This window comes from Neotabrizicola sp. VNH66 (assembly GCF_049445895.1).
Lineage (GTDB): Bacteria > Pseudomonadota > Alphaproteobacteria > Rhodobacterales > Rhodobacteraceae > Pseudogemmobacter.
Genome location: NZ_JBMSDW010000006.1, coordinates 242,788 through 266,402 on the forward strand (window position 1 = coordinate 242,788; position 23,615 = coordinate 266,402).

At 64.8% G+C, this 23,615-nt stretch carries 25 protein-coding genes; 12 read left to right on the forward strand and 13 right to left on the reverse strand.

Annotated elements, in window-relative coordinates:
- Positions 1 to 123: 123 nt before the first annotated feature.
- From ACO2Q5_RS11430 to ACO2Q5_RS11440, 3 genes are read left to right on the forward strand one after another with little or no spacing between them, the layout of a single operon-like run.
- Complete coding sequence (locus ACO2Q5_RS11430) at positions 124 to 582, forward strand: NUDIX domain-containing protein (RefSeq protein WP_423291059.1); 459 nt, start codon at positions 124 to 126, stop codon at positions 580 to 582.
- Positions 579 to 1,088, forward strand: coding sequence for a GreA/GreB family elongation factor (locus ACO2Q5_RS11435; RefSeq protein WP_423291061.1), 510 nt, complete (start codon positions 579 to 581; stop codon positions 1,086 to 1,088). The genes ACO2Q5_RS11430 and ACO2Q5_RS11435 overlap by 4 nt, the downstream gene beginning before the upstream one ends.
- On the forward strand, positions 1,075 to 1,557 hold the full coding sequence (locus ACO2Q5_RS11440) for a GNAT family N-acetyltransferase (RefSeq protein ID WP_423291063.1): 483 nt from the start codon (positions 1,075 to 1,077) through the stop codon (positions 1,555 to 1,557). The genes ACO2Q5_RS11435 and ACO2Q5_RS11440 overlap by 14 nt, the downstream gene beginning before the upstream one ends.
- 58 nt (positions 1,558 to 1,615) lie before the next feature.
- Here the strand turns inward: ACO2Q5_RS11440 and ACO2Q5_RS11445 are convergent, their stop codons facing one another.
- The 6 genes from ACO2Q5_RS11445 to puuE all read right to left on the reverse strand — a co-directional run bounded on the left by ACO2Q5_RS11445 (position 1,616) and on the right by puuE (position 7,478).
- A complete protein-coding gene (locus ACO2Q5_RS11445; RefSeq protein WP_423291065.1) occupies positions 1,616 to 1,918 on the reverse strand; it encodes a hypothetical protein in 303 nt (100 codons plus the stop codon).
- Between the two features lie 451 nt (positions 1,919 to 2,369).
- Complete coding sequence (locus ACO2Q5_RS11450) at positions 2,370 to 2,897, reverse strand: DUF2087 domain-containing protein (protein WP_423291067.1); 528 nt, start codon at positions 2,895 to 2,897, stop codon at positions 2,370 to 2,372.
- Positions 2,898 to 3,091: 194 nt separating this feature from the next.
- A complete protein-coding gene (locus tag ACO2Q5_RS11455; RefSeq protein WP_423291069.1) occupies positions 3,092 to 4,567 on the reverse strand; it encodes a nucleobase:cation symporter-2 family protein in 1,476 nt (491 codons plus the stop codon).
- A gap of 84 nt (positions 4,568 to 4,651) precedes the next feature.
- Complete coding sequence (locus ACO2Q5_RS11460; protein WP_423291071.1) at positions 4,652 to 5,140, reverse strand: ureidoglycolate lyase; 489 nt, start codon at positions 5,138 to 5,140, stop codon at positions 4,652 to 4,654.
- Between the two features lie 89 nt (positions 5,141 to 5,229).
- The gene (locus ACO2Q5_RS11465; protein WP_423291072.1) at positions 5,230 to 6,066 is read right to left on the reverse strand and encodes a bifunctional allantoicase/(S)-ureidoglycine aminohydrolase; all 837 of its coding nucleotides are present in this window, start codon (positions 6,064 to 6,066) and stop codon (positions 5,230 to 5,232) included.
- A complete protein-coding gene (gene puuE, locus ACO2Q5_RS11470) occupies positions 6,063 to 7,478 on the reverse strand; it encodes an allantoinase PuuE (RefSeq protein WP_423291073.1) in 1,416 nt (471 codons plus the stop codon). The genes ACO2Q5_RS11465 and puuE overlap by 4 nt, the downstream gene beginning before the upstream one ends.
- A gap of 150 nt (positions 7,479 to 7,628) precedes the next feature.
- On the opposite strand from puuE, the gene uraH reads away from it, so the two are divergent.
- Together uraH and ACO2Q5_RS11480 are read left to right on the forward strand one after the other, a co-directional pair.
- The gene (uraH, locus tag ACO2Q5_RS11475; protein WP_423291074.1) at positions 7,629 to 8,000 is read left to right on the forward strand and encodes a hydroxyisourate hydrolase; all 372 of its coding nucleotides are present in this window, start codon (positions 7,629 to 7,631) and stop codon (positions 7,998 to 8,000) included.
- A 74-nt stretch (positions 8,001 to 8,074) separates the two neighbouring features.
- Positions 8,075 to 9,586: a DUF2125 domain-containing protein gene (locus ACO2Q5_RS11480; RefSeq protein ID WP_423291075.1), complete on the forward strand. Its 1,512-nt coding sequence runs from the start codon at positions 8,075 to 8,077 to the stop codon at positions 9,584 to 9,586.
- A gap of 90 nt (positions 9,587 to 9,676) precedes the next feature.
- On the opposite strand, the gene ACO2Q5_RS11485 is transcribed toward ACO2Q5_RS11480, so the two are convergent.
- From ACO2Q5_RS11485 to ACO2Q5_RS11495, 3 genes are all read right to left on the reverse strand, one after another.
- On the reverse strand, positions 9,677 to 9,946 hold the full coding sequence (locus ACO2Q5_RS11485; protein WP_423291077.1) for a DUF982 domain-containing protein: 270 nt from the start codon (positions 9,944 to 9,946) through the stop codon (positions 9,677 to 9,679).
- Positions 9,947 to 10,052: 106 nt separating this feature from the next.
- Positions 10,053 to 10,259 carry a cold-shock protein gene (locus ACO2Q5_RS11490; RefSeq protein ID WP_423291079.1) on the reverse strand — a complete coding sequence of 69 codons (207 nt, stop codon included), beginning with the start codon at positions 10,257 to 10,259 and terminating at the stop codon, positions 10,053 to 10,055.
- Positions 10,260 to 10,401: 142 nt separating this feature from the next.
- Positions 10,402 to 11,352 carry a LysR substrate-binding domain-containing protein gene (locus ACO2Q5_RS11495; RefSeq protein WP_423291081.1) on the reverse strand — a complete coding sequence of 317 codons (951 nt, stop codon included), beginning with the start codon at positions 11,350 to 11,352 and terminating at the stop codon, positions 10,402 to 10,404.
- Between the two features lie 663 nt (positions 11,353 to 12,015).
- Between ACO2Q5_RS11495 and ACO2Q5_RS11500 the strand changes: the two genes are divergently transcribed.
- Positions 12,016 to 13,248 carry a urate hydroxylase PuuD gene (locus tag ACO2Q5_RS11500; protein WP_423291111.1) on the forward strand — a complete coding sequence of 411 codons (1,233 nt, stop codon included), beginning with the start codon at positions 12,016 to 12,018 and terminating at the stop codon, positions 13,246 to 13,248.
- 88 nt (positions 13,249 to 13,336) lie between these two features.
- Here the strand turns inward: ACO2Q5_RS11500 and ACO2Q5_RS11505 are convergent, their stop codons facing one another.
- Together ACO2Q5_RS11505 and ACO2Q5_RS11510 are read right to left on the reverse strand one after the other, a co-directional pair.
- Positions 13,337 to 13,708 carry an HIT domain-containing protein gene (locus ACO2Q5_RS11505; RefSeq protein ID WP_423291083.1) on the reverse strand — a complete coding sequence of 124 codons (372 nt, stop codon included), beginning with the start codon at positions 13,706 to 13,708 and terminating at the stop codon, positions 13,337 to 13,339.
- A 5-nt stretch (positions 13,709 to 13,713) separates the two neighbouring features.
- On the reverse strand, positions 13,714 to 15,291 hold the full coding sequence (locus ACO2Q5_RS11510) for a DUF5928 domain-containing protein (RefSeq protein WP_423291085.1): 1,578 nt from the start codon (positions 15,289 to 15,291) through the stop codon (positions 13,714 to 13,716).
- 146 nt (positions 15,292 to 15,437) lie between these two features.
- On the opposite strand from ACO2Q5_RS11510, the gene ACO2Q5_RS11515 reads away from it, so the two are divergent.
- The 5 genes from ACO2Q5_RS11515 to ACO2Q5_RS11535 all read left to right on the forward strand — a co-directional run bounded on the left by ACO2Q5_RS11515 (position 15,438) and on the right by ACO2Q5_RS11535 (position 20,025).
- Positions 15,438 to 16,256: a sulfotransferase family protein gene (locus ACO2Q5_RS11515; RefSeq protein WP_423291087.1), complete on the forward strand. Its 819-nt coding sequence runs from the start codon at positions 15,438 to 15,440 to the stop codon at positions 16,254 to 16,256.
- A gap of 207 nt (positions 16,257 to 16,463) precedes the next feature.
- Complete coding sequence (ccrA, locus tag ACO2Q5_RS11520; protein WP_423291089.1) at positions 16,464 to 17,756, forward strand: crotonyl-CoA carboxylase/reductase; 1,293 nt, start codon at positions 16,464 to 16,466, stop codon at positions 17,754 to 17,756.
- A 168-nt stretch (positions 17,757 to 17,924) separates the two neighbouring features.
- Positions 17,925 to 18,107 (forward strand): hypothetical protein, encoded by a 183-nt coding sequence (locus tag ACO2Q5_RS11525; RefSeq protein WP_423291091.1) that lies wholly within the window; start codon positions 17,925 to 17,927, stop codon positions 18,105 to 18,107.
- A gap of 60 nt (positions 18,108 to 18,167) precedes the next feature.
- Positions 18,168 to 19,697 (forward strand): ATP-dependent DNA helicase, encoded by a 1,530-nt coding sequence (locus ACO2Q5_RS11530; protein WP_423291093.1) that lies wholly within the window; start codon positions 18,168 to 18,170, stop codon positions 19,695 to 19,697.
- A 91-nt stretch (positions 19,698 to 19,788) separates the two neighbouring features.
- Positions 19,789 to 20,025, forward strand: coding sequence for an Lrp/AsnC ligand binding domain-containing protein (locus tag ACO2Q5_RS11535; RefSeq protein ID WP_423291095.1), 237 nt, complete (start codon positions 19,789 to 19,791; stop codon positions 20,023 to 20,025).
- Positions 20,026 to 20,213: 188 nt separating this feature from the next.
- Here the strand turns inward: ACO2Q5_RS11535 and ACO2Q5_RS11540 are convergent, their stop codons facing one another.
- Complete coding sequence (locus ACO2Q5_RS11540) at positions 20,214 to 21,275, reverse strand: quinone-dependent dihydroorotate dehydrogenase (RefSeq protein ID WP_423291097.1); 1,062 nt, start codon at positions 21,273 to 21,275, stop codon at positions 20,214 to 20,216.
- Positions 21,272 to 21,610, reverse strand: a complete 339-nt coding sequence (locus ACO2Q5_RS11545) for a DUF952 domain-containing protein (protein ID WP_423291099.1) — start codon at positions 21,608 to 21,610, stop codon at positions 21,272 to 21,274. Before ACO2Q5_RS11545 ends, ACO2Q5_RS11540 begins: the two co-directional genes overlap by 4 nt.
- A gap of 198 nt (positions 21,611 to 21,808) precedes the next feature.
- Between ACO2Q5_RS11545 and ACO2Q5_RS11550 the strand changes: the two genes are divergently transcribed.
- A complete protein-coding gene (locus ACO2Q5_RS11550) occupies positions 21,809 to 23,383 on the forward strand; it encodes a bifunctional metallophosphatase/5'-nucleotidase (protein WP_423291101.1) in 1,575 nt (524 codons plus the stop codon).
- The last annotated feature ends 232 nt before the right edge of the window (positions 23,384 to 23,615 follow it).

The window sequence follows — 23,615 nt, forward strand, 5'->3', positions numbered from 1 at the left end:
CGGAAAGCCCATTCCAGTTTGCCCAAATATCCCGGGGGTGAGGCCGCAGGCCGAGGGGGCAGCGCCCCCTGCACGGGCAGAGGTCAGGCTGGACAGCGCGGCCATCTCGGGCAAGGGTGGCATATGGCCCGGATGAAACCCCGCATCGCCGTTCGCGCGCTGATCCTGCAGGACGACCGGCTTCTGCTGGTCAATGCCTATCGCGGCGCGCGGCTGAACCTGTGGTGCGCGCCCGGGGGCGGGGCCGAGGGCGGCACCTCGCTGCCGGACAACCTGATCCGCGAGGTGCATGAGGAAACCGGGCTTTCGGTTGCCGTCCAGCCCGCGCCGGTCTTGGTGAACGAATTCCACGATCCGGCCAGCGGCTTTCATCAGGTCGATATCTATTTCCGCTGTAAGGTGCTGGCGGGGAAACTGGACTCCGCATGGCGCGACCCGGAGGGGATCGTGACCGAGCGACGGTTTTTCTCGCGCGCGGAGTTGGAGAGCGGCACGGTGCGGTTCAAGCCCGATCTGCTGCCCGCGGCGACCTGGGACACGGCGCCCGCGCTGTATGACCCGCTGGAGCCGATCCTCAGATGAGCCGCGCCTTCGTGAACGAGGATGCGGGCAAGGACCGGCCCGACCTGCCGGAACTGCCCGTTTCACCGCATCCCAATGTGGTGACCCCGCGCGGGCTGCGCGCCTTGCGCGCCAGGCTGGAGGCGCGGCGGGCCGATCTGACAGCGCTGCGGGCGCGGGCGGACCGGCTGGACAAGCTGCCCGAAGCCGCGGCGGAACGCGACATCCGCTGGCTGGAGGCGCGGATCGGCAGCGCCATTGTCTCGGACCCGGCCAGCCGCCCGCTGACCGAGGTGGCCTTCGGCTTGCGGGTGCGGGTGGTGGACGAGGGCGGGCGTGAAAGCTGGTATGAGATCACCGGCGAGGATGAGGCCGACGCCACGCTGGGCCGCATCGCGCCGCATGCGCCCCTTGCGCGGGCGCTTTTGGGCGCGCAGGTGGGGGATGAGGTGACATGGCGCCGCCCTTCCGGGGCGATGATGCTGGAGGTGCTGGAGGTGCTGGAGATTGCCCGTGCTGATCCGTGAACTGGCCCCGTCCGAGGTGGCGCTGGTCGCGGCCTTTTATGAGGAGGCGCAGGACTACTGGCGTCTGGCCGACCGCCGCCCGCCCGATGCGCAGAAGGCCGCAGAGTTCTTTACCGATGGCCCGCCCGGCTGCGACCCGGCGCAAAGCCACCGGCTGGGGCTGTTCGTCGACGGCCGCCTGTCCGGTGTGGCGGAACTGTCCTTCGGCTTTCCCGCGCCCGAAGACGGCTATCTGGGCCTGATGCTGCTGGCCCCCCGCCTGCGCGGCAGCGGCCATGGCGCGGCCCTGCTGGCCGAGGTCGAACGCCTCGCCCGCCAGCGCTCTGCCCCCCGTCTGCTCTTGGCGGTGCTGGAAGAAAACCCCCGCGGCCGGGCGTTCTGGGAACGGGAAGACTTCCGCCCCACCGGCATCTCCCGCCGGGATGACGAGACGGGCCATGTGATCCACCGGCTGGAGAAGGGGCTGTGAGCCCATTGCGGTCGTTCGTGCTATGTCGCTGTCACAGAATCGGAAAGAGACGGCAATGTCAGACCCTTGGGCAGACATCAGATGCAATTGGGATCAGCAGCCAGACGATGCCGCTTTGAAAAATGCGGTGCGTCTGGTGGAAGCTGTTCGGTTGGCGGGTTTCCCACCCAGCGAGGCAGCCACGGGTAAGTGGCTTAGTGTCTGCCTGTTTTGGGATGGAGGACGGACTGAAGTTGAGATTTTCGGCGACCGATTTGAACTCTACTTTCTTCCCAAATCCCCAGAGGACGGCACGTTTGACGTTCAGCATCACGATGCCGCGGCCTCCGATACCATCGCGGTGTTGATAGAAAAGATTCATACGGCTCGCACTGGTATGCACGACTGACTGCTTCATCCGCAATACAGGTCAACCCCAAACGCAAAAGGGCGGCCCGATGGGCCGCCCTTCGCAACTCCCGCAAGGGGGATGGATCAGAAGTCCATGCCGCCCACGCCGCCGCTGGGCAGGGCGGGAGCCTTGTGGGTGGGATCATCGCCCGGTGGTGATCAGGGCCGAGGCGAGCGGGGCCGCATTCTACGGCACGCTGCAGGTCACCTTGACGGGGTCGAGCATACCGCCGCGGAACAGCCACGCGCGCCTTTCCCCGGCAGGTTGAAGCCGGGGCGGGATGAGGACGGGCATCTTGCCGGCCACAGCCGCTGCCGCCGGCACCCGCGACGCAGGGACAGCCGGAGCGGGCACATTCGGGTCATGCGGCCGCTCCGGCAGGGTTTGCGGGACAGAACAGGGCGTCGGCCTGTCTTTGCGGTCAGGCCAGTTGCCGGATCAGTGCCAGTGCGGTGGCGGGCGGGGCCTGTTCGACGCGGCGGTAATCCATCCCCTCGCGCCGGGAGAGCAGCCCCATTTCCACCATGTCGCGCCGCAGGATCGCCGGATCGTGGAACAGATGCCAGTCGCGCAACAGATCGGACACCTGCCGTTCGGTCATCACCCGCCCGCGCGGCAGGCGCGACCACAAAGCCCAGAGGCACAGGACCTGCACATTGCGGCGCGCCGGCCATTGCTTCAGCCGGCCCTGCCGGTCGAACTGGTTAATGGCGCGTTCGGCCAGTGCCAGATCGGCGGTCTCCTCCGGGGCCGGGGCGGCCTCCATCCGCGCGCCTGCGGCATGGCTGGCGCGCAGATGCTGGTAATTGCGGAACCCCCCGGCGCGGGCCAGCATGTTCATCAGCGCAAGATGCGAGGGCAGGCCGGGCGCCGCGGCCAGTTGCCGGGCAAGGGCGCGGGAAAAGGCGGACAGATCCGCCACGGGAAGGGGAATGGTGTCTCGGGTCATCGGTTCATCCTGTCCGTGCCGCAGGAAGATCGCAGGTCGCTGGCTTGGCGACGGGCACGGGGGATTACCAGATGTGCTTCGTCTGTCTGCGGCAGGTTTAGCTTCCCCGGAGGGGACAGCGACGCCTCGGTGAACTGCCGACCGTGGCGCCGCTTTAGCATGAAACCCCGGGGCCGCAAAGCCCCGGTCTTCGGTCAATGGTCCGCGGTGGCGGCGGCGGCCTTGATGTCTTCGATCGAATCCTTGGCGCCGTTGAAGAAGGCGTTCAGCACCACGGCGGCGATCGAAGCCAGAAGGATGCCGGATTCGATCAGCGGGTGCAGGTCGTGCCACATCCATTGCTTGAAGCTGGGTGCGACCAGCGGGATCATCCCGAAGCCAAGGCTGACCGCCACCACGAACAGGTTGTTGCGGTTCCGCGCGAAATCGACGCCTGACAGGATGCGGATTCCGGTGGCCGCGACCATGCCGAACATCACCAGCCCCGCACCGCCCAGAACCATGGTCGGCACCGATTCCACCAGTGCGCCCATCTTGGGCACCAGCCCCAGCACGATCAGGATCACCCCGCCCGCCACGCAGACGAAGCGGCTTTTGATTCCCGTCACGCCCACAAGCCCGACGTTCTGGCTGAAGGAGGTGTAAGGAAAGGTGTTGAAAAGGCCGCCGATGACGGTGCCCAGACCATCGGTCCGCAGCCCGGCGGACAGCATCGGCTGGGTCACCGGCTTTCCGGTCATATCGCCAAGGGCAAGGAACATGCCGGTCGATTCGATCATCACCACGATCATCACGAGGGTCATGGTGATGATCATGACAGGTTCAAAGGTGGGCGTGCCGAAGTGGAAGGGGGTGATCATCCCGAACCATGCGGCCTCACCGACCTTGGAGAAGGTCATGGCACCGATGGTCACCGCGATGACGGCGCCGATGACGATGCCCAGAAGGACCGAGATATTGGCGACGAAGCCGCGGCCGAATTTGGCGATCAGGAGGATGGACACCAGCACGATGGCCGAGACAAGGACATTGCCGAGCGGTGCATAGGCCGGGTTCTGCAGCGTCGGCGCGGCGGCGAATTTCGGTGGCACCTCGGGCAGGCCCGCGGCCACGGCGCCCTCGGTCACGGTCTTCAGCCAGTCGGCATGGGCCGGATCGATGATCGACGGCGCGGTGGGGCCGACGGGGTTGCCGAAGATCCAGTTGATGCCGATGCGCATGAGTGAGACGCCGATCACAAGGATGATCGTTCCCGTCACCACCGGCGGAAAGAACCGCAGGAGTTTTGACATCAAGGGCGCGATCAGGATCGAGATGACGCCCGCGGCAATGATGGCGCCGAAGATCGCCCGCGCGCCTTCGGTCCCCGGATTGGCACCCGCCATGGCGACCATCGGGCCGACGGCGGCGAAGGTCACGCCCATCATCACCGGCAGTTTGATGCCGAACCATTGGGTCATGCCCAGCGACTGGATCAGCGTGGCGATGCCGCAGACGAAGAGATCGGCCGAGATCAGGAAGGCCACATCGGCCGGGTCCAGCTTCAGCGCGCGGCCGACGATCAGCGGCACGGCCACCGCGCCGGCATACATCACCAGCACATGCTGGAGGCCAAGGGTGAACAGTTTCGGCGGTGGCAGGATTTCGTCCACCGGATGCGTTGTGGTCATGGAGCGTCCTTTCCCTCGGGGCGGTTATGTTCGCGCCGTCTCGGCGCCCGCCCCGGGGACGCCGTCCGGTTAAGGTTGCCCCTCTCAGGGGGCCGTCACGCGGAAGGGCTGCGGGAAGCGGTGCTCTTCCAGATTGGGGGTGGCGCCGATCCGGTCCACCACCGCAAAGATGCCGGGCGCGTGCAGCGGTGTCAGCACACCGTGCCATGTGCCGCGGGCAAGGTTGATGCCCTGTGCCCCATTGGTGATGAAGGCGCGGGGGATTGCCTGAGGATCGGGCGAAACGATGACGAGGAACGGATGCTGTGACAGCGGCAGGAAGGCCTGGCTGCCCTGCGGGTGGCGTTCGATCAGGTCGAAGTCATAGGGCAGGCTGCGCGGTTCGGCATTGAAGACCGAGATGCCGGCGCGGCCGGGCGGATCGGTCTCAACCCCGAAATCCAGTACGGCGCGGTCATGGTGGCGGCGGCAGAGACCCGCATTGATCAGCCGGAAATCGCCCGTCGCCTCCAGCACCTCGCCGAAGGGGGCGAAGGCTGCGGCGGTCAGCGGTTCGGTCAGGATCAGGTGCATGGGCAGGGTTCCTTTGGCCGGGACCCCGGGGGCGCTTCGCCCCCCGGACCCCCAGAGGATATTTGGGCAAACTGGAAAGGGGGGCGGGGTTACCGGCCAAAGGCCCCGGGGCCGCGCAGTTTGGCGTGGCGGTTCACATCCTTGTAGAGCAGGTAGCGGAACGGTCCCGGCCCGCCCGCATAGCAGGCCTGCGGGCAATAGGCGCGCAGCCACATGAAATCCCCGGCCTCGACCTCGACCCAGTCGCGGTTGAGCTTGTAGACCGCCTTGCCCTCCAGCACGTAAAGCCCATGTTCCATCACATGGGTTTCCTCGAACGGGATCAGGCCGCCGGGCTGGAAGGTCACGATGTTCACATGCATGTCGTGGCGCAGGTCATAGGGATCGACGAAGCGCGTCGTCGCCCATGCGCCCTTGGTATCGGGCATGGCCGCGGGCGAGAGATGCTGTTCGTTGGTCACGAAGGGAGGCGGCACCTCCAGCCCCGGCGCGGGTTCATAGAGTTTGCGCACCCAATGCAGTTTGGCGGGCTGGCGGGTCGGGTTCTTCAGGGTCCATGGGGTGCCGGGGGGCAGATAGGCGTAACCGCCGGGGGCCAGCGGATGCACCGTGCCGCCGATGGTCAGGAGCGGGCGGCCTTCGGTGACGAAGAGGACGCCTTCGGCCCCCGCCTCCGGCTCTGGCGTGTCGGAGCCGCCTTCGGGGTCGATCGTCAGGATATATTGCGAGAAGGTTTCGGAAAACCCGCTCATCGGGCGGGCGATCACCCAGAAATGCGTTTTGGTCCAGCCCGGCATGAAGCTGGTTACGATGTCGCGCATCACGCCGCGGGGGATGACGGCATAGGCCTCGGTAAAGACGGCGCGGCCGGTGTGGATCGCGGTCTGCGGCGGCAGGCCGTCGGCGGGGGTGGCGTAACGGGTCATGGCAGGAGGTCTTTCAGACGGAGTTCGGCGATCCGCTCGACTTGACGGCAGGCGGTGGCGAATTCGGTGGCGCTGTCATTGGCGATGCGCGCCCTGAAGGCGGCAAGGATGCTGTCCTTGGTGTTGTCGCGCACGGCGATGATGAAGGGGAAGCCGTGGCGGGCGACATATTCGGCGTTCAGCGTCTGGAAGGTCGCACGTTCCTGATCGGTCAGCGCATCCAGCGCGGCGCTGGCCTGTTCGGCGGTCGATTCCGCGGTCAGGCGCTTGGCCGCGGCCAGCTTTCCGGCCAGATCGGGGTGGGCACGCAGGACAGCCATCCGTTCCTCGGGCGTAGCGGAGCGGAACATCCGGGCCAGCGCATTGTGCAGGCCTGCGGCGCTGTCATGGGCGGGACCAAGCTCCAGATCGAAGGCCCGCTCGGCGATCCAGGGCGAATGTTCGAAGATGCTGCCGAAGCGTTCGACGAACCGCTGCCGGTCCATCCGGCTGGGGCGTTCGATGCGGCGGTGCGGGTGCACCGCGGCCCAGTGGCGGGCAATGTCGATGCGGCGGGGGAACCAGACGCCTTCGAAGCCTTGGGCATAATCGAGGAACTTCTTCAGCCCGGCAAACTTGCCCGGCCGTCCGATCAGCCGGTTGTGCAGGCCGATGGAGAACATCTTGGCGCGGCCGTCCAGCCCTTCGGCATAAAGCGTGTCGAAACTGTCCTTCAGATAGGTGAAGAACTGCTCGCCGGTTATGTATCCGGGCGCGGTGGCGAAGCGCATGTCGTTCGCCTCCAGCGTATAGGGGATGACGAGCTGGTCACGGTGACCGATTTCCAGCCAATAAGGCAGGTCGTCGTCATAGGTGTCCGAGATCCAGTCCAGCCGCGCGGTTTCCGCGGTCAGCGCGACCGTGTTCATGCTGCACCGGCCGGTATACCAGCCCCGCGGCGGCTCTCCCACCACCTCCGCATGCAGGCGGAAGGATTCCGCGATCTGGCGGGCCTCCTCCTCGGGCGGCATGTCGCGGTGATCGACCCATTTCAGCCCGTGGCTGGCGATTTCCCAGCCCGCGGCCTTCATCGCGGCCACCTGTTCGGGGTTGCGGGCAAGGGCTGTGGTGACCCCGTAGACCGTCACCGGGATCTGCCGTTCGGTGAACAGGCGATGCAGCCGCCAGAACCCGGCGCGGGCGCCGTAGTCGTAGATCGACTCCATGTTCCAGTGCCGCATGCCGGGCCATGGGGCGGCCCCGGCGATGTCGGACAGGAAGGCCTCGGACTGGGCGTCGCCGTGCAGGAGGCTGTTTTCGCCCCCTTCTTCGTAGTTCAGCACCAGCGAGACGGCGATCTTTGCCCCGCCGGGCCATTGTGCATCGGGCGGGTTCGGGCCGTAGCCGCGGAAGTCGCGGGGGTAACGGGTCATGGCAGTCCTCTTGTCATTGCCGCCAGATTAGGCGCATCCGTCGGCGGCTTCTTTCAAGATTTGCCAGAAGGTCCTTTGCCGGCAAGCGGTTGTCGCCAAGGCGCGGCAAACGTGCTTCTCTGTGGCCAAAGACGAGAGGGGAGTGCTGAAATGGCGGGCGAAGCAAAGACGGGGCGGCTGACGACCCATGTGCTGGATACCGCGAAGGGCAAACCCGCGGCGGGGGTGAAGATCGCGCTTTACCGGATCAGCGGGCAAAGCCATCGCAAGATTGCCGAGGTGGTGACCAATGCCGATGGCCGCACCGATGCGCCGATGCTGTCCGGGGCGAAGCTGACCGAAGGCGATTACGAACTTGTGTTCTTCGCAGGCGATTATCTGCGCGCCAGCGGACAGGCGGGCGAGGGCACGCTGTTTCTGGACCAGATTCCCATCCGTTTCGGCATTCCTGACGCGACCCAGCACTATCATGTTCCCTTGCTGATCAGTCCTTTCGCCTATTCCACCTATCGCGGGTCGTGATTTCCGGCCCTTGCGGCGCGCGGGGGTTTAGGGTTTCCTGCGGGCTGATTTTTTCATCCCGGGGAGGGAGCACCATGTCTTTCATCCGCACCTGTGTTGCGGCGCCTGCACTTGTCGTTCTGCTGTCGGGCACGGCCCATGCCGCGCTGACGGCGGACCAGATCTGGCAAAGCTGGAAGGATGGCGCGGCAATGGCGGGGCTGAAGCTCTCGGCCGCGACCGAGCTGAACGAGGACGGCACGCTGACGCTGAACGGTGTGACGCTGGCGCCCGAAGGCGCGAAGGCGCCGCTGACCATCTCGGATCTGGTGCTGACCGAGCAGGATGACGGCACCGTTCTGATCGAGCCGGGTGCCGCCATCGGCCTGACCTCAACCGAAGGCGACTCGGCCAGCAACCTGAAGATCGCGCATGAAGGCCTGACCCTGACCGCCAGCGAAGGCGACGAAGGCGGCATCGTCTATGACTATTCGGCCGACAGCCTAAATGTCAGCTTTGACAGCACGGCGCCGGGCTATTCCTTCACCGACCAGCCCGCCAAGCCCACCACCGCCAAGGGGACCTTTACCTTCGAAGCGCTGGAAGGCAGCTACAGCGACACCCCCGGCGACAACCGCGTCTTCGGGCTGGATCTGGCCGCGTCGAAAATGGCCTATGATATCGCTTCGGACGATCCGAACATGCCGATGAAGACGGCGCAGAAGACCGAGGCCGCGGATGTGGACCTTTCGGCGGAATTCACCCTGCCGACCTCGCCGCTGTCCAGCCTGCAATCGCCTGCTGATTTCGGCCGCGCGCTGCAGGAAGGCCTGGCCTTCACGCTCAGCATGACGCAGGGCGCCTCGACCGGCTCTGCCGTGCAGGAAGACCAGTTCTTCCCCTACAACCTGACCTCCAGCAGCCTGCCGGGCAGCGCGGAACTGGTGCTGAACAAGGATACGTTCCACCTGACCGCCGCGGGCGAGGGGGGCGAGATGGAAATGACATCGGCCGCCATTCCGGCGCCGCTGAAGCTGGCCTTCGGGGCCGTGGCGATGACGCTGACCTCGCCGGTGGTCGCCACCGAAGCCGCCGGGGATTACGCCTACAAGCTGGGTGTTGCTTCGCTGACGCTGAACGATGAAGCTTGGGGTCTGTTCGATCCGGAGGCCAAGCTGAAGCATGATCCGGCCACCATCGACATCGACATCAGCGGCAAGACCAAGATCGACTGGCCCGCGATCATGGCGGCCGAAACGGGCGGCATGACCGAAGCTCCGCCGGTTCCTGCGCCCGAGACGCTGGATATCGCCAAGCTGGCGGTCACCGTGGCGGGCGCCGCGCTGGATGCGACCGGGGCCTTCACCTTCGACAATGCAATGGGTGTCCCGATGCCGGTGGGCACGGCCGATGTTTCCGTCAGCGGGGCGAACCAGCTGATTGATGGTCTGGTGGCCATTGGTGTGATCACCGAAGACGACGCCATGGGCGCGCGCATGATGATGGGTGCCTTCATGACCCCGGGTTCGGCCCCCGACACCCTGACCTCGAAGATCGAGGCCAAGGAAGGCGGCGCGATCTTCGTGAACGGCCAGCAGATCCAGTAAGGGGCCTCTGTGCCACGAAAAAAGGCGCGGTCCCGCGGGGCCGCGCCTTTTTTTTATTGCCCCGTTGGGGGCAACCTTTGCCGCCCCGGCCTACTGCCGGGCGGGTTGTGTCATCAGGTCTTCGGGCACGAAGCCGGCGCTGCGCGCTGCGTGCAGAAATGCCCGCCGGGCGGTGCCGGGGCTGACCATGCAATGCTGGGCCGCGTCGATCCGGTTCAGCGCGCGATCGCGGGCGTCATCGGCCACCGGCCATTTGCGGCGCAGCCAATAGGCGGCCTGTTCGATGGTGCTGAAGGTCTGGGTGTCGCCGTCGGGCGTCACCACCAATGTCAGGGGCGAACCCCAATGCAGTTCAATCAAGGGATACTCATCTTTCGGACAGCGCAGCCGAACACAGGGAACGGTGCACAAAAAGAAACGGGGACGGCCCGAGGCCATCCCCGTTCCGTGGTCTTGGGCGCGGGCCTTATGCCAGCGCGAGGTTGGTCGCGGATTCGCGGCCGTTGCGGTCCCGCTCCAGATCGAAGGTGACGGCCTGACCGTCATTCAGCTGGCGGATGCCCGCATGTTCCAGCGCGGAGATATGGACGAAGACGTCCTTTGCGCCGCCCGCCGGAGCGATGAAGCCGAAGCCTTTGGTGGCGTTGAACCATTTCACGGTGCCGTTGGCCATCGTGATATTCCTTTCTGTTTGCCGCCCACAACATGTGACGGCCCGGCTTAGAGTCATCAGAAGAACAACTGAAGCCGAGAGGAAACAGAAGGTCGAAAGAATTAGCTTTGCCTCTCCCATATGGGCGGCTTGCCCTCGCAAATCAAGGATTGGTTTCAGAAATCGCGGTGTCGGTCGGCCCGGACATGGCCGCGCGCATCGCTTCGCGCATGCGCTGGGCCATGAAATCGGTGAACAGCCGCACCTTGGGGTCCTTCAGGCGGCGGTGCTGCGACAGGCTGGAGAGTTGGGTGGGCAAAGGCGGCGTCGCCACCGCCACCGGCACCAGCCGTCCCGCGCGCAGATATTCCGCCACCTCGAACAAGGGTTTCAGCACGATGCCGCGCCCGTCCAGTGCCCATCCGGTCAGCACATCGCCATCGTCGCTTTCGTAAGGCCCGGTGATCTCGAACCGTCGCGGGCCTTCGGGGGTCTGCAGGGTCCACTGGAATTCCTTGGCACCGGGAAACCGCAGGTTCAGGCAATCATGCCGGTCTTCGACCAGCGCCGCGCCATCAGCGGGCATGCCGCGGCGGGCGATATAGTCGGGTGCCGCGCACAGAAGGCGCGGGCAATCCGCCACCAGCCGCACCTTCAGCGTGGAATCCTCCAGAAGGCCCAGATGGAAGGCCACGTCGATCCCCTCGGCCACGACGTCGATCAGCCGGTCCGACAGCCGCAGCCGCACCTCGATCTGCGGATACAGGTCCTTGAAGGCAGGCACATGCGGTGCGATCAGCCGCCGCCCGATGCCCAGAGGGGCCGCCACATGGATCGTGCCCCGCGGGTTCTGCGTGACATCCATCACCGCGGCCTCGGCCTCGTCGATCGCCTCCAGCACGCGGCGCGCCCCGTCATAGAAGATGCGGCCGTTCTCGGTCGGCTGCAGGCTGCGGGTGGTGCGGTTGAAGAGCCGCACGCCCAGATGCTTCTCAAGTTCCGAAATCCGGGCCGACGCCACCGCGGGTGAGGTCCGCTGGTCGCGCGCCGCCACACTCATATTGCCCAGCTCATAGACGCGGACGAACATGCGGATGTTGTTCACATAGCTCACGCTTGGCTCCTATCTTGTTGAGAATCCAAGGATTGCTTCATTTCTCTGGCCGATTCAGCTTCAGGTCATTCCCCATCAAACATGCATTCGGGCGGTCTGTCCCGGTGAAAACGCAGAACCGGGATCTGCGGCCTGACCGGATCGGTCTTCTTCAGGGGTGACCGAGACCAGCCCCGGGTGCGCCGTTTGCGCAGGCGCAAGGGGGTGCGTTCTGCCCGAAGGCCGGAATGCGGCGCGGTGCCTCTGGCCATGGGCAGGGGGGCGAATCCGCATTCGTGGTTCGGACCGTCCCTGCGTTTACGGCCCGGCAGGCATCGCCATTTCCGGTCAGCGGTCTGCCGGTTTTCGCGCCAGTGCGCCCGCCGCCCGGGCGTCAGGCCGGACGGAAGCGACGACATATCCGGGCGACCGGACGCGAGGCTTCAGCGCGGATGCGGTGGGGGGATATGGCAAAGCATTGATTTCGGGATGTAAATGCCGGGCTTCGCACTTTGCTTTCTTTAGGCATATCCTACGGGCTGTATTCTCTGGCACGGATTGAAAGTGATCCGGCAATTCCAAGGATTAACGGCAAAGATGGCTTGGGTATAGCCTTGGCCGAACGAAGCCCCGCACCGCAACGGGGACGAACGCAGCTTGCGCGATGGGGGAAGCATGGAAGTTCTGTACGAATGGGTGGTTCTGGGGGAGTGGGTGGAGATCGCCGCCCGCTGGCTGCATGTGATCACCGCCATCGCCTGGATCGGGTCCAGCTTCTATTTCGTGGCGCTGGACCTTGGCCTGCGCAAGACGCCCAGCCTGCCACCTTTGGCCCATGGCGAGGAATGGCAGGTCCACGGCGGCGGCTTCTACCACATCCAGAAATACCTCGTCGCGCCCGAGTTCCTGCCCGAGCATCTGGTCTGGTTCAAATGGGAAAGCTACATGACCTGGCTGTCCGGCTTTTCCATGCTGGTGCTGGTCTATTACCTGTCCGCCGACCTGTTCTTGATCGACCCCAATGTGATGGCGCTGACGCAAGCGCAGGCCATCGGCATCTCGCTCGCCTCGCTGGCCTTCGGCTGGGTGGTCTACAACCAGATCTGCAAAGTCTTTGTGGCGGCGAACCAGACCCTGGTGATGATCGCGCTGTTCGTGGTGCTGGTGGGGATGAGCTATTTCTACACCAGCGTCTTTTCCGGCCGCGCCGCCATGCTGCATCTGGGCGCCTTCACCGCGACGATCATGAGCGCGAATGTCTTCTTCATCATCATGCCGAACCAGCGTGTGGTGGTGGCCGATCTGAAGGCGGGCCGGGTGCCCGATCCGAAATACGGCAAGATCGCCAAGCAGCGCAGCACGCATAACAACTACCTGACGCTGCCGGTGCTGTTCCTGATGCTGTCGAACCACTATCCGCTTGTGTTTGCGACGAAATACAACTGGATCATCGCCTGCCTCGTCTTCCTGATGGGGGTGTCGATCCGGCACTGGTTCAACACCCGCCATGCGGGCAAGGGCAATCCGCACTGGACCTGGCTGGTCACCGTGCTGCTGTTCCTCGCCATCGCGCGGCTGTCGGTCGAGAGGGTGGAAACGATGCCCGAGGATGCCGCGCTGACCAAAGTGTCGATGCCCTTTGCCGCAGCCCCCGGCTTTGACGAGGTGGTCAGCATTGTGCAGGGCCGTTGTTCGATGTGCCATGCGGCCGAACCCTCATGGGAGGGGCTGCATTGGGCGCCGAAGGCGGTGGTGCTGGAAACCCCGGCCCAGATCGCGCAGGAGGCGCGGCGGATCTATCTGCAGGCGGGGTTGAGCCATGCCATGCCGCCGGGCAATCTGAGCTATATGGAAGAGACCGAGCGGCAGAAGATCGTCGACTGGTTCCGCGCCGCCGGGAAGGCCGACCCGATCTGAGCGCCTTTCCCCCATTCATCTGTTCATAAATATCCCGCGGGAGGTCCGGAGGGCGCGAAGCCCTCCGGGAGCGTTGCAGTGCGCGCCGTCAAGCCGGATCGACCAGCCGGCCCAGCACCCGCCCGCCCAGGATGTGCAGGTGGTAATGCGGCACCTCCTGCATGCCATGCAGGCCTGCATTGGTGATGGCGCGATAGCCCTCAGGTCCGGACAGACCCAGATCGGCGATCACCTGCGCAACGGTGCGGTGGAAATCCACGATCTCCTCGGCGCTTGCCTCGGCGGCGAAATGGTCCAGATTGACATAGGCACCCTTCGGGATGGCCAGAACATGCACCGGCGCATGCGGCCGGATGTCGTGGAAGACCAGAGTATGCGGGCTTTCCAGCACGGTCTTGTTCGGGATCTCACCGCGTAGGATGCGGGCAAAGATGTTCTGCGGATCGTAGGTCCAGGCCATTGGTGTCAGTCCACGAAGAGGTAATCGGTGCGGGCGATGTCCTGCGCCTTGTCGGTCGGGATGTCAAAGAATTCTGCCAGCGGCACGGTGTTCTCATCCACGCTGGCCGATTGCCGGATGCGGTAATGGCCGGGGAAGTTGCATTCCCGGATGCGGTCGCTTTCGAATTTCACGTCATAGCGGATGGTCGGCAACAGCCGGTTCAGCGTCTCTTGCGGGGTGCGGTCGCCCGCCAGCCCGACGCGCCGCGCATGGCCGATCAGATATTCATCCGTGAAATCGCATTCGATTTCCAGCAACCGGACCTGCGCCTTGTCATTGTAGAAATCCTGCATCAGATCCACCGAAGCGGGGTCGATACAGAAGATCAGCCGGTCGGTCTGCCAGTAATCGAAAAGCATGCGCACCAGCGCCCGGCGATGGCGGGTCCGCTTTTCCAGATTGGACTGGATGCCGCCCAGATCGGGCAGCGGGGTAGAGCCTTCGTTGAACAGATAGTCCATCGCGGGCAGGTTCGTCACATTGCGCACCCGGTCCACCAGCCGCTTGGCGACATGCCATTTCTTGCAGGTCACCATCATCAGCTTGCGCTCACGCCCGAGGCTGGTCTCGCTCTCCCAGAACCGGGGCGCGAAGCGGCGGCCGATGCGGCCACGGCCCGTCAGGAAGCGGAACAAGCTGCGCCCCTCGTTCGAGATGGCGAAGCGGCGGCCCTTGGCGGCATAAAGCTCTCCCAGCCGCTGTTTCAGATCCTTGGCATCCGGGCTGATCTTGCGGGCGAAAAGATAGTCCTGCGACAGCAGCAGATCGTAGTGATCGTTGTAGAAGGTCACCGGCATGCCGTAATCGGTGAACATCAGAAAGGTCAGCGGCCGGGTGCGCAGGTCGGATTCCGGCACCAGATGGCGGACGACGGTCTGGAAAAACGTCTCATCCGGGATCCAGGTCGTGCGGAAGAACCGCATCACATCGCGGCGCGTGTCGATGAATTCCAGCACCGCCTCGACCGTGCGGCGGCGCAGGCACCACCATTGGCTGCCGATCTGCATGGCCAGATCGGCAGGCACCTTGCGCGCCAGGCCCAGCCTCTTCTGCCAGTCCATCGAGCGGTAGAACCACGCCTTGTGGGTGCGTTCGTTGAACCAGTGCCGGTAGATCAGCCGCTCTTCCTTGATGCCGGTCTTGATCCAGTCCGAGGCGTAGAAGTCGAAGCTTTCGATGTAATCCACATCCTCGCGCTCCAGAAACTGATGCGCATATTCGGCGGATTTGATCGGCATGCAGTCGCCGGACAGCATGTAGAAATGGGTTGCCCGGGGGAACGCCTCGGCCGCGCGGCGGAGCGCGAGAAGCGTGGCCTCGACCAGAGACCATTGGCCCCAGCCGCATTTGATCCGCCGCCGGGCGAAGACCACGCCGGGGTTGTCGGCCAGGGCCAGCCGGATCTTCTCGAAATGGTCGCGGTTGGCGCGGCCGTCAAAGTGGATCGACACGCAGTCGCCCGCCGCCGTCAGCCGCTGCGCCTGGGCGATGATCCCCTCGGGGTCTTTGTGACAGAGAAGGATATAGGCAATCTTCGCCATGATCAGAGTGTCTGGTTCGCCTCGCTGCGCCACTGTTTCCTTAAAGTGCTTGATGCTTCCTTGAAAGGACAGAGTTTCTTTGCTTTTTTCCGATCCATTGGTTCCGGGATGGAAAAAATGCCCGGGTGAGGCAGAGGGTAAGGCGGATGGGATTTCCAGGCACCTGGATGACGGAAAGCGAAAGCGTGGTCTATCGCGTGGTGCCGAAATGCGCCTGTTCGACCATCGGGCAGATCATGTTCTACTCGGACCATGGCCGGTTCTTCGATGGCGACATCCATGATGCCACCGCGGGCATGCATAAATGGGCGATGGAGGCGAGCCAGCCGCTGATCGAGAAGAACGTGAAGAAGCATAAATCCTATGCCTTCACCTGCGTCAGGAACCCCTACACGCGCATCCTCTCCAGCTTCTTTGACAAGATCTGTGGCATCCAGCGCAACGGAAAGCGCTATCGCGGCAACCTCGTGCCCATGCTGGTGCAGAAATACGGGGTGGAGGTCGGCGGCGACGACGGCAAGCAGGAGTTCGACCAGATCGCCAGCTTCCGCCGGTTCCTGCTGTTCGCGCGCGACACCATCCGCTTTCGCAAGCCGATGGAGCCGGACATCCACTGGTCGGCGATGGCGGGGCATATCAGCACCTTCATCGTGAACGGCGGCAAGTATGACCACATCTTCTTTACCGAGGATTTCAACCCGGGCATGCAGGTGGTGCTGGACAACATCCAGACCCCGCACAAGGTGGATCTGAAGAAGATTCCCCGCTTCAACGAAAGCGAAGGCCACGGGCCGAAGCGTCTGCACCCGGTCGAGGATTACTTCGACGATCTGTCGATGCATCTGGTGTGGGAGATCTACAAGCGCGACTTCCAGCTGTTCCGTTATGATTTCGAGAACCCGGGCAACAAGATGCCCAAGGGGGAGGTCGATCTGGACGAGGTTCACGCCAAGCTGGGCGACTGAACCCCTCCCGCGCGCCACATACGCCCGGTCCGCCGCCCGCGGGCCGGGCGTTTGCATTTGCGGCGGGCGGATCGGCGGAATTCTGCAACGCGGCGGACATAAAATTACAAAATAGACTTTTGATGTATTGCAAAATTGCGCAGTCAATTTTATCCCTTGCTCACACAGCCGCCGATTCTGCGGTGCGGCACGGATGAGGACACGCCCATGGCTCTGGACACGCAGGCTCCGATCATGACCTACGACGCCCCGAAGAAAGACCTTTACGAGATTGGCGAGATGCCCCCCCTCGGGCATGTCCCGGCCAAGATGTATGCTTGGGCCATCCGCCGCGAACGCCACGGCGCGCCCGAGGATGCGATGCAGCTGGAGGTGGTGGACACCTGGACGCTGGACAGCAACGAGGTGCTGGTCCTCGTGATGGCCGCGGGTGTGAACTACAACGGCGTCTGGGCCGGGCTTGGTGTGCCGATCAGCCCGTTCGACGGCCACAAGCAGCCCTATCACATCGCGGGCTCCGATGCTTCGGGCATCGTCTGGGCCGTGGGCGACAAGGTGAAGCGCTGGAAGGTCGGCGATGAGGTGGTGATCCACTGCAATCAGGACGATGGCGACGACGAGGAATGCAACGGCGGCGATCCGATGTTTTCCCCCAGCCAGCGGATCTGGGGCTATGAGACGCATGACGGGTCGTTCGCGCAGTTCACCAAGGTGCAGGCGCAGCAGCTGATGCCGCGCCCCCGCCACCTGACCTGGGAGGAATCCGCCTGCTACACGCTGACGCTGGCCACCGCCTACCGCATGCTGTTCGGCCACGAACCGCATGACCTGAAGCCCGGGCAGAACGTGCTGGTCTGGGGCGCCTCGGGCGGTCTCGGTTCCTATGCGATCCAACTGATCAACACCGCGGGCGCCAATGCGATCGGCGTGATCTCGGATGAATCGAAGCGCGACTTCGTCATGGGGCTGGGCGCCAAAGGCGTGATCAACCGCAACGATTTCAAATGCTGGGGCCAGCTGCCCAAGGTGAATTCGGACGAATACAACGCCTGGCTGAAGGAGGCGCGCAAGTTCGGCAAGGCGATCTGGGACATCACCGGCAAGGGCGTGAATGTCGATATGGTCTTCGAACACCCGGGCGAACAGACCTTCCCGGTCTCGTCTCTGGTGGTGAAGAAGGGCGGCATGGTGGTGATCTGTGCGGGCACCAGCGGCTTCAACTGCACCTTCGACGTGCGCTATATGTGGATGCATCAGAAGCGCCTGCAGGGCAGCCATTTCGCCCATCTGAAGCAGGCCGCGGCGGCGAACAAGCTGATGTGCGAACGCCGTCTGGACCCCTGCATGTCCGAGGTCTTCCCCTGGGCCGAAATCCCCAAGGCGCATACGCTGATGTGGAAGAACCAGCACCGGCCCGGCAATATGGCCGTTCTGGTGCAGGCGCCCCGCACCGGGCTACGCACCTTCGAGGATACGGTGGAAGCCAGCCAGAACCGCTGATCTTTTCGCGGCCCCCTCACGGCACGCACATGACACCCGCGCCTCCGACGGCGCGGGTGTTGGCGTTTTCGCAGCCGGGTCAGGATCTTCATGTGCCAAGGGGCAGGTATTGCCGCGGGTCGGCCGGATGCTATGGTGCGGAAAGACAACCCTCGCCGCGGTAGGGGCATGAGCCATACATGGATCTTCGACATGCTGCGGGACCTTCGGGCCTATGCCTTGGCGAACGGCCTTCCCGCCGTGGCCGCCAAGGCCGAAGAGACGCTGCGCGTGGCCGAGGCCGAGATTGCAGCACAGCCCGGACCCGGTTCGGTTCCCGGGCGGGAGGGCGGGCCGGACCGCGCGCATTGACGGTGCACGGACCTGTTGCCAAGGCTGGCCCTTCCGCGGTGCAGCGGCTAGACAGGGCGCATGCAGGCGCTGTCCCCCACCTTTTCTGACGATCAGGCCGAAGCCTGGGACCGGATCGCTGCCGATCTGGCCGCGCAGGGCATTGACATGGCCGATGCTGCGCTGGCTCCTCCGGGCGAAGGCCGCAGCACCGTCCTTGCGGTGATGGGCAAGGCCGGATCGGGCAAGACACTGCTTCTGGCCGAGCTTTACAAGGCGATGAAGGGGGCAGGCGTCGATGTCGTCTCGGCCGACTGGGAGGGCAAGCGCCGGCGTGAGCGCCGGACATTGGCCATTCTTGCGCCCACCAACAAGGCGGCCAGCGTTCTGCGGCTGCGCGGCGTGCCGGCGACGACCATTCACCGCATCCTCTATACCCCGGTCTATGATCCGCAATATGAGAAGATCGCCGAATGGCTGGCGGGGCAGGGGCCACGCCCCACGGTCGAGGGGCTGACCGAACTGGCGCTGGACCGCGCGCATGCCTTCTACCAGCAGGTCGCCTCGATCCCCGGCGCGTTGGCGGCGGCGGGCCTGCGCGGATCGGATTTCATCACCGGCTGGAAGCGGCGCGACGAACCCCTCGACGTGGGCTTCGTCGATGAAGCCTCGATGCTGGACGAGCGGCAGTTCACGGATCTGCAGGAAATCTTTCCCCGGCTGGTGCTGTTCGGCGATCCGGCACAGCTGGCGCCGGTGGGCCAGTCCGGCAAGATGGTCTTCGATGGCCTGCCCGCGAAATCACGGCTGGAGCTGCACCGCATCCATCGCCAGACGCAGGACAATCCGATCCTGGATCTGGCCCATGCGCTGGCCGATGACACACTTGGATTCGATGACTTCGAGGCGATGGTCCGCGACAAGGCCCGCCGCGATGACCGGGTGGTCTGGGCCGAGCGGGTGGATGCAGATCTGATGGCGCGCAGCCCGGTGCTGGTCTGGCGCAATGTCACGCGGGTGAAGCTGATCACTGCCTTCCGCATGGCCCATGGCGCGCCGGAAGACGATCTGATGCCGGGCGAACCGCTGATCTGCGACGGGATCGAACTGCCGCTGAAGCACCGCAAGAAGCGGATCGACCTTGAGGCGCGCGGCCTGATCAAGGGGGCGCAGGTCATCTATCTGGGCCCGGGCACCAAGCCGGGCTTTGCCAAGCTGCATGTCATCGGGGCTGAGGACCCGCGACTCTCGGCCGCCTCGATCATCAAGATCGAACGGCCGGACGAGGAGGAGCCGTTCATTCCGCATGCCCATACGATGGGCGCGGCCTTCCTGCATGGCGCGGCGGTGACGATCCACAAGGCGCAAGGCAGCCAATGGCCCGAAGTGCAGGTCTTCGCCCCCGATCTTTCCGCCGCGGCCTGGGCCGGGCGGTCCGAAGCGGGGGTGGCCCTGTGGAAACGGCTGGCCTATGTGGCGATCACAAGGGCCGAAACGCGGCTGCACTGGATCGTGCGCAACCGCCTGGCCCGGCCGCAGCACCCGCTGGGCGTCGAGGATCTGCGCGTCGCGGCGCCGAAGCTGGAGCTTTCGGGCGGCGACGAAAGCTGACGGCTCCCCGTGTGCCTTGCGGGCCTTCTCGCGGTCCTTCCCCTTGGCCACGGCCCGCGCTAGGGTGCGGCAGATAGAAGAAGAGGCCACCATGTCGCTGGTATTCGTTCAGTTCCGCTGCACCCCCGGCAAGACCTATGAGGTGGCCGATGCCATCTGGGACCGCGAGGTTGTGAGCGAGCTCTACTCCACAAGCGGCGAATACGACCTGATCGCCAAGGTCTATATCCCGGAAGGCGAGGATGTCGGTCACTACCTGTCCTCGCGCCTGTTCGACATTCCGGGCATCGTGCGGACGCTGACGACGATGACGTTCCGCGCCTTCTGACCCCTCGGAAGGGGGCGCTGCCCCCGTCCTCGCCAAAGGGGCGAGGACTCCCCCGGGATATTTGTGCAAACTGGAATGGGCCTTTCCAGTTTGTCTAAATATCCCCGCCGGAGGCCCGCCTGAGCCCAGAGCCGCGAAAGCGGCGGCGGGCGAGGTAAAAGGCTTGCGCCGCAAGGCGCGCAATCATGTCAGAGCCAGTGGTCGCGACCGGTGCCGGTGGCGTCGTTGACGCGGGCAAAGCCTTGTTCGGCGGCCAGACGGTCCAGTCCGCGGGCGATGCGGGCGATCAGCGACATCCCCTCATAGACCATGGCCGAATAGACCTGTACCGCAGTGGCGCCAGCGCGGATCTTTTCCCAGGCCTGTTCCGGACTGGCGATGCCGCCCACGCCGATCAGCGGCAGCTGGCCTTCGGTCAGCTGCGACAGCCGGGCGAGCACCCGGGTGGATTTCTCGAACAGCGGCGCGCCGGAGAGGCCGCCCGTCTCTGCCTTCTGCGCGCTGGCCAGCCCGTCACGTGCGAGGGTGGTATTGGTGGCGATGATCCCCGACAGGCCGGAGGTGCGGGCGACCTCGGCTATGCCGGCCAGTTCGTCGTCGTGCAGATCCGGGGCGATCTTCAAAAACACTGGAATCGGCCGGGGCAGGCCCGCGCGCGCCTCCATCACACCGGCCAGCAGGGCGGCCAGCGCGGCCGGGCCCTGCAGGTCGCGTAACTTCTCGGTGTTCGGGGAAGACACATTGACCGTGGCAAAATCGACATGCGGGCCGCAATGGGCCAGCACGCGGGCGAAATCGGCGGCGCGGTCGGTGCTGTCCTTGTTCGCGCCAAGGTTCAGCCCCACGGGAACCGGGCTCCGGGTCCGGGCGGCCAGCCTTGCGCCGATCGCCTCCATCCCTTCGTTGTTGAAGCCGAAGCGATTGATGACGGCGCGGTCCTCGCTCAGCCGGAAGAGCCGCGGCTTCGGGTTGCCGGGCTGCGGGCGGGGCGTCGCGGCGCCGGCCTCGACAAAGCCGAAGCCCGCGCGCGACAGGGCGGCCAGCGCCACGGCGTTCTTGTCATAGCCCGCGGCCAGCCCGACAGGATTGGGCAGTACCATCCCAGCCAGCCGTGTTTCCAGCCGGGGCGATGTAATCACGCCCGGCAGCGGCACAAGGCCTGTCCGCAGCGCCAGCAGAGACAGACCGTGCGCCCGTTCGGGATTGGTCCGGTGCAGCAGGGCCAGCCCGGCGCGTTCGGTCAGGCTCACCATACACCTTCGGGAAAGATATGGCCGGTGGCACCCAGGGGCAGGGATTTGTCCCAGACCACCTCGGACAGATCCAGCGGGCGATAGAGATGCGGGAAAAGCGCGCCGCCGCGTGAGGCTTCCCATTTCAGCGCCGGGCCAAGGCGGTCGGCCGCGAAGGCGACGAGGACGAGGTTGCTTTCGGTGGCGAAATGCCGGGCCGCGGTTTCCGCGACCTGGGCGGCGGTCGAGAAATGGATGAACCCGTCGGCCAGATCGACGGGGGCGCCCGCGGTCTGGCCCGCGGCGCGGAAAGCATCCCATTCGGGGCGGCGGAAGATCTTGTAGATCAGCATGGGGGTCCCTTGCACGGGAACGGCCCGCCGGTCAATGGGCTGACCGGTTCGGGCCGCGCGCGCCGGGGTGTTCGCGTGCAATCGGCAGGCAATGTCACGCCGGTTTCACCGGGCCGCGGCAGGAAGGGGCAGATCGCCCTTTGACTCGGGGGCTCTCGTAACAGCAGTGTAACACCATCAACCAACAAGGAGGTTTTCATGTTCCGCAGTTTCATGATGTCGGCGGCGGCGCTGGCGCTGACAGCCGGGGCGGCCTCGGCCGATTACACCCTGACCATCCTGCACACGAACGACTTTCATGACCGGTTCGAGCCGATTTCGGCCTATGACGGCCCCTGCGCGCCCGAGGACAATACCGCGGGAGAATGTTTCGGCGGTTCGGCCCGGCTGGTGACGGCGCTGGCCGAAGCGCGGGCGCGGTCGAACAACACGATTCTGGTGGATGGCGGCGACCAGTTCCAGGGCACGCTGTTCTATACCTATTACAAGGGCAAGATGACGGCCGAGTTCATGAACAAGCTCGGCTATGATGCGATGACGGTGGGCAACCACGAATTCGACGATGGGCCGGAGGTGCTGGCCGGATTCGTCGATGCGGTGAAATTCCCGATCCTGATGTCCAATGCCGACATCTCGATGGAGCCCCTGCTGAAGGGCAAGATCGCCAAATCCACGGTGATCGAGAAGGGCGGCGAGAAGATCGGCCTGATCGGCCTGACCCCGCAGGACACCGATGAACTGGCCAGCCCCGGCAAAAACGTGATCTTCACCGATCCGGTGCAGGCCGTGCAGGGCGAGGTGGACAAGCTGACCGCCGAGGGCGTGAACAAGATCATCGTGCTGTCCCACTCGGGCTATCTGGTGGACCAGAAGGTCGCGGCCGAGACCAAGGGTGTGGATGTGATCGTCGGCGGCCATGACAACACCTACCTGTCGAATGTCAGCGAAGATGCAGCCGGCCCCTATCCGACCATGGTCGGCACCACGGCCATCGTGCAGGCCTATGCCTATGGCAAGTTCCTGGGCGAGCTGAATGTGACCTTCAACGACGCGGGCGAGATCGTCACCGCCGCGGGTGAGCCGCTGATCATGGACAAGGCCGTGGCCGAGGACAGCGACACGCTGGCCCGCATCGCCGAGCTGGCCGTACCGCTGGAGGAAATCCGCAACAAGGTGGTGGCGGATGCTTCGGAAGCCATCGAAGGCAACCGCGATGTCTGCCGTCAGGTGGAATGCAGCATGGGCAACCTTGTGGCCGATGCGATGCTGGCGCGGGTCGCCGATCAGGGCGTGACCATTGCGCTGGCGAACTCGGGCGGCCTGCGCGCCTCCATCGACGCGGGCGAGGTGACGATGGGCGAGGTGCTGACCGTGCTGCCGTTCCAGAACACGCTGTCGACCTTTGAGGTGACGGGCGCGGGGATCGTCGAGGCGCTGGAGAACGGCGCCAGCCAGTATGAGGAAAAGGCCGGCCGCTTCCTGCAGGTGGCGGGTCTGAAATACACGGTCGACCCGGCCGCGCCCGCAGGCAGCCGGATCTCGGATGTGATGGTTCTGGTCGGCGGCGACGCCTGGGCCCCGATCGACCCGGCCACTGCCTATCTGGTGGTGTCGAACAACTATGTCCGCCAGGGCGGCGACGGTTTCGCAAGTTTCGTCAACGCGCCGAAAGCCTATGACTACGGCCCCGATCTGGCCGATGTGGTGGCGGAATACATGGCGGCGAACGGGCCTTACCAGCCGTATACGGATGGGCGGATCACGGTGAAGTAAGGATCATCTGCCACCGAAAGACGAAGGCGGGGGTGAAAGTCCCCGCCTTTCTGTTTCAGTCCGCTAATCTGCGTCGGGCTTAAACAGATTATGATAGGCAATCAAAGGCGTTGTTGCGTTAATCGGATGGAGGCCAAGGTGACCCTTTCCCGCTCTGCGTTCAGCGAACGGCTGTGATCTCGGCGGTGCCGAGGGCGTTGTATCTGTTCATGATGGCGATGCGGATCTGGAT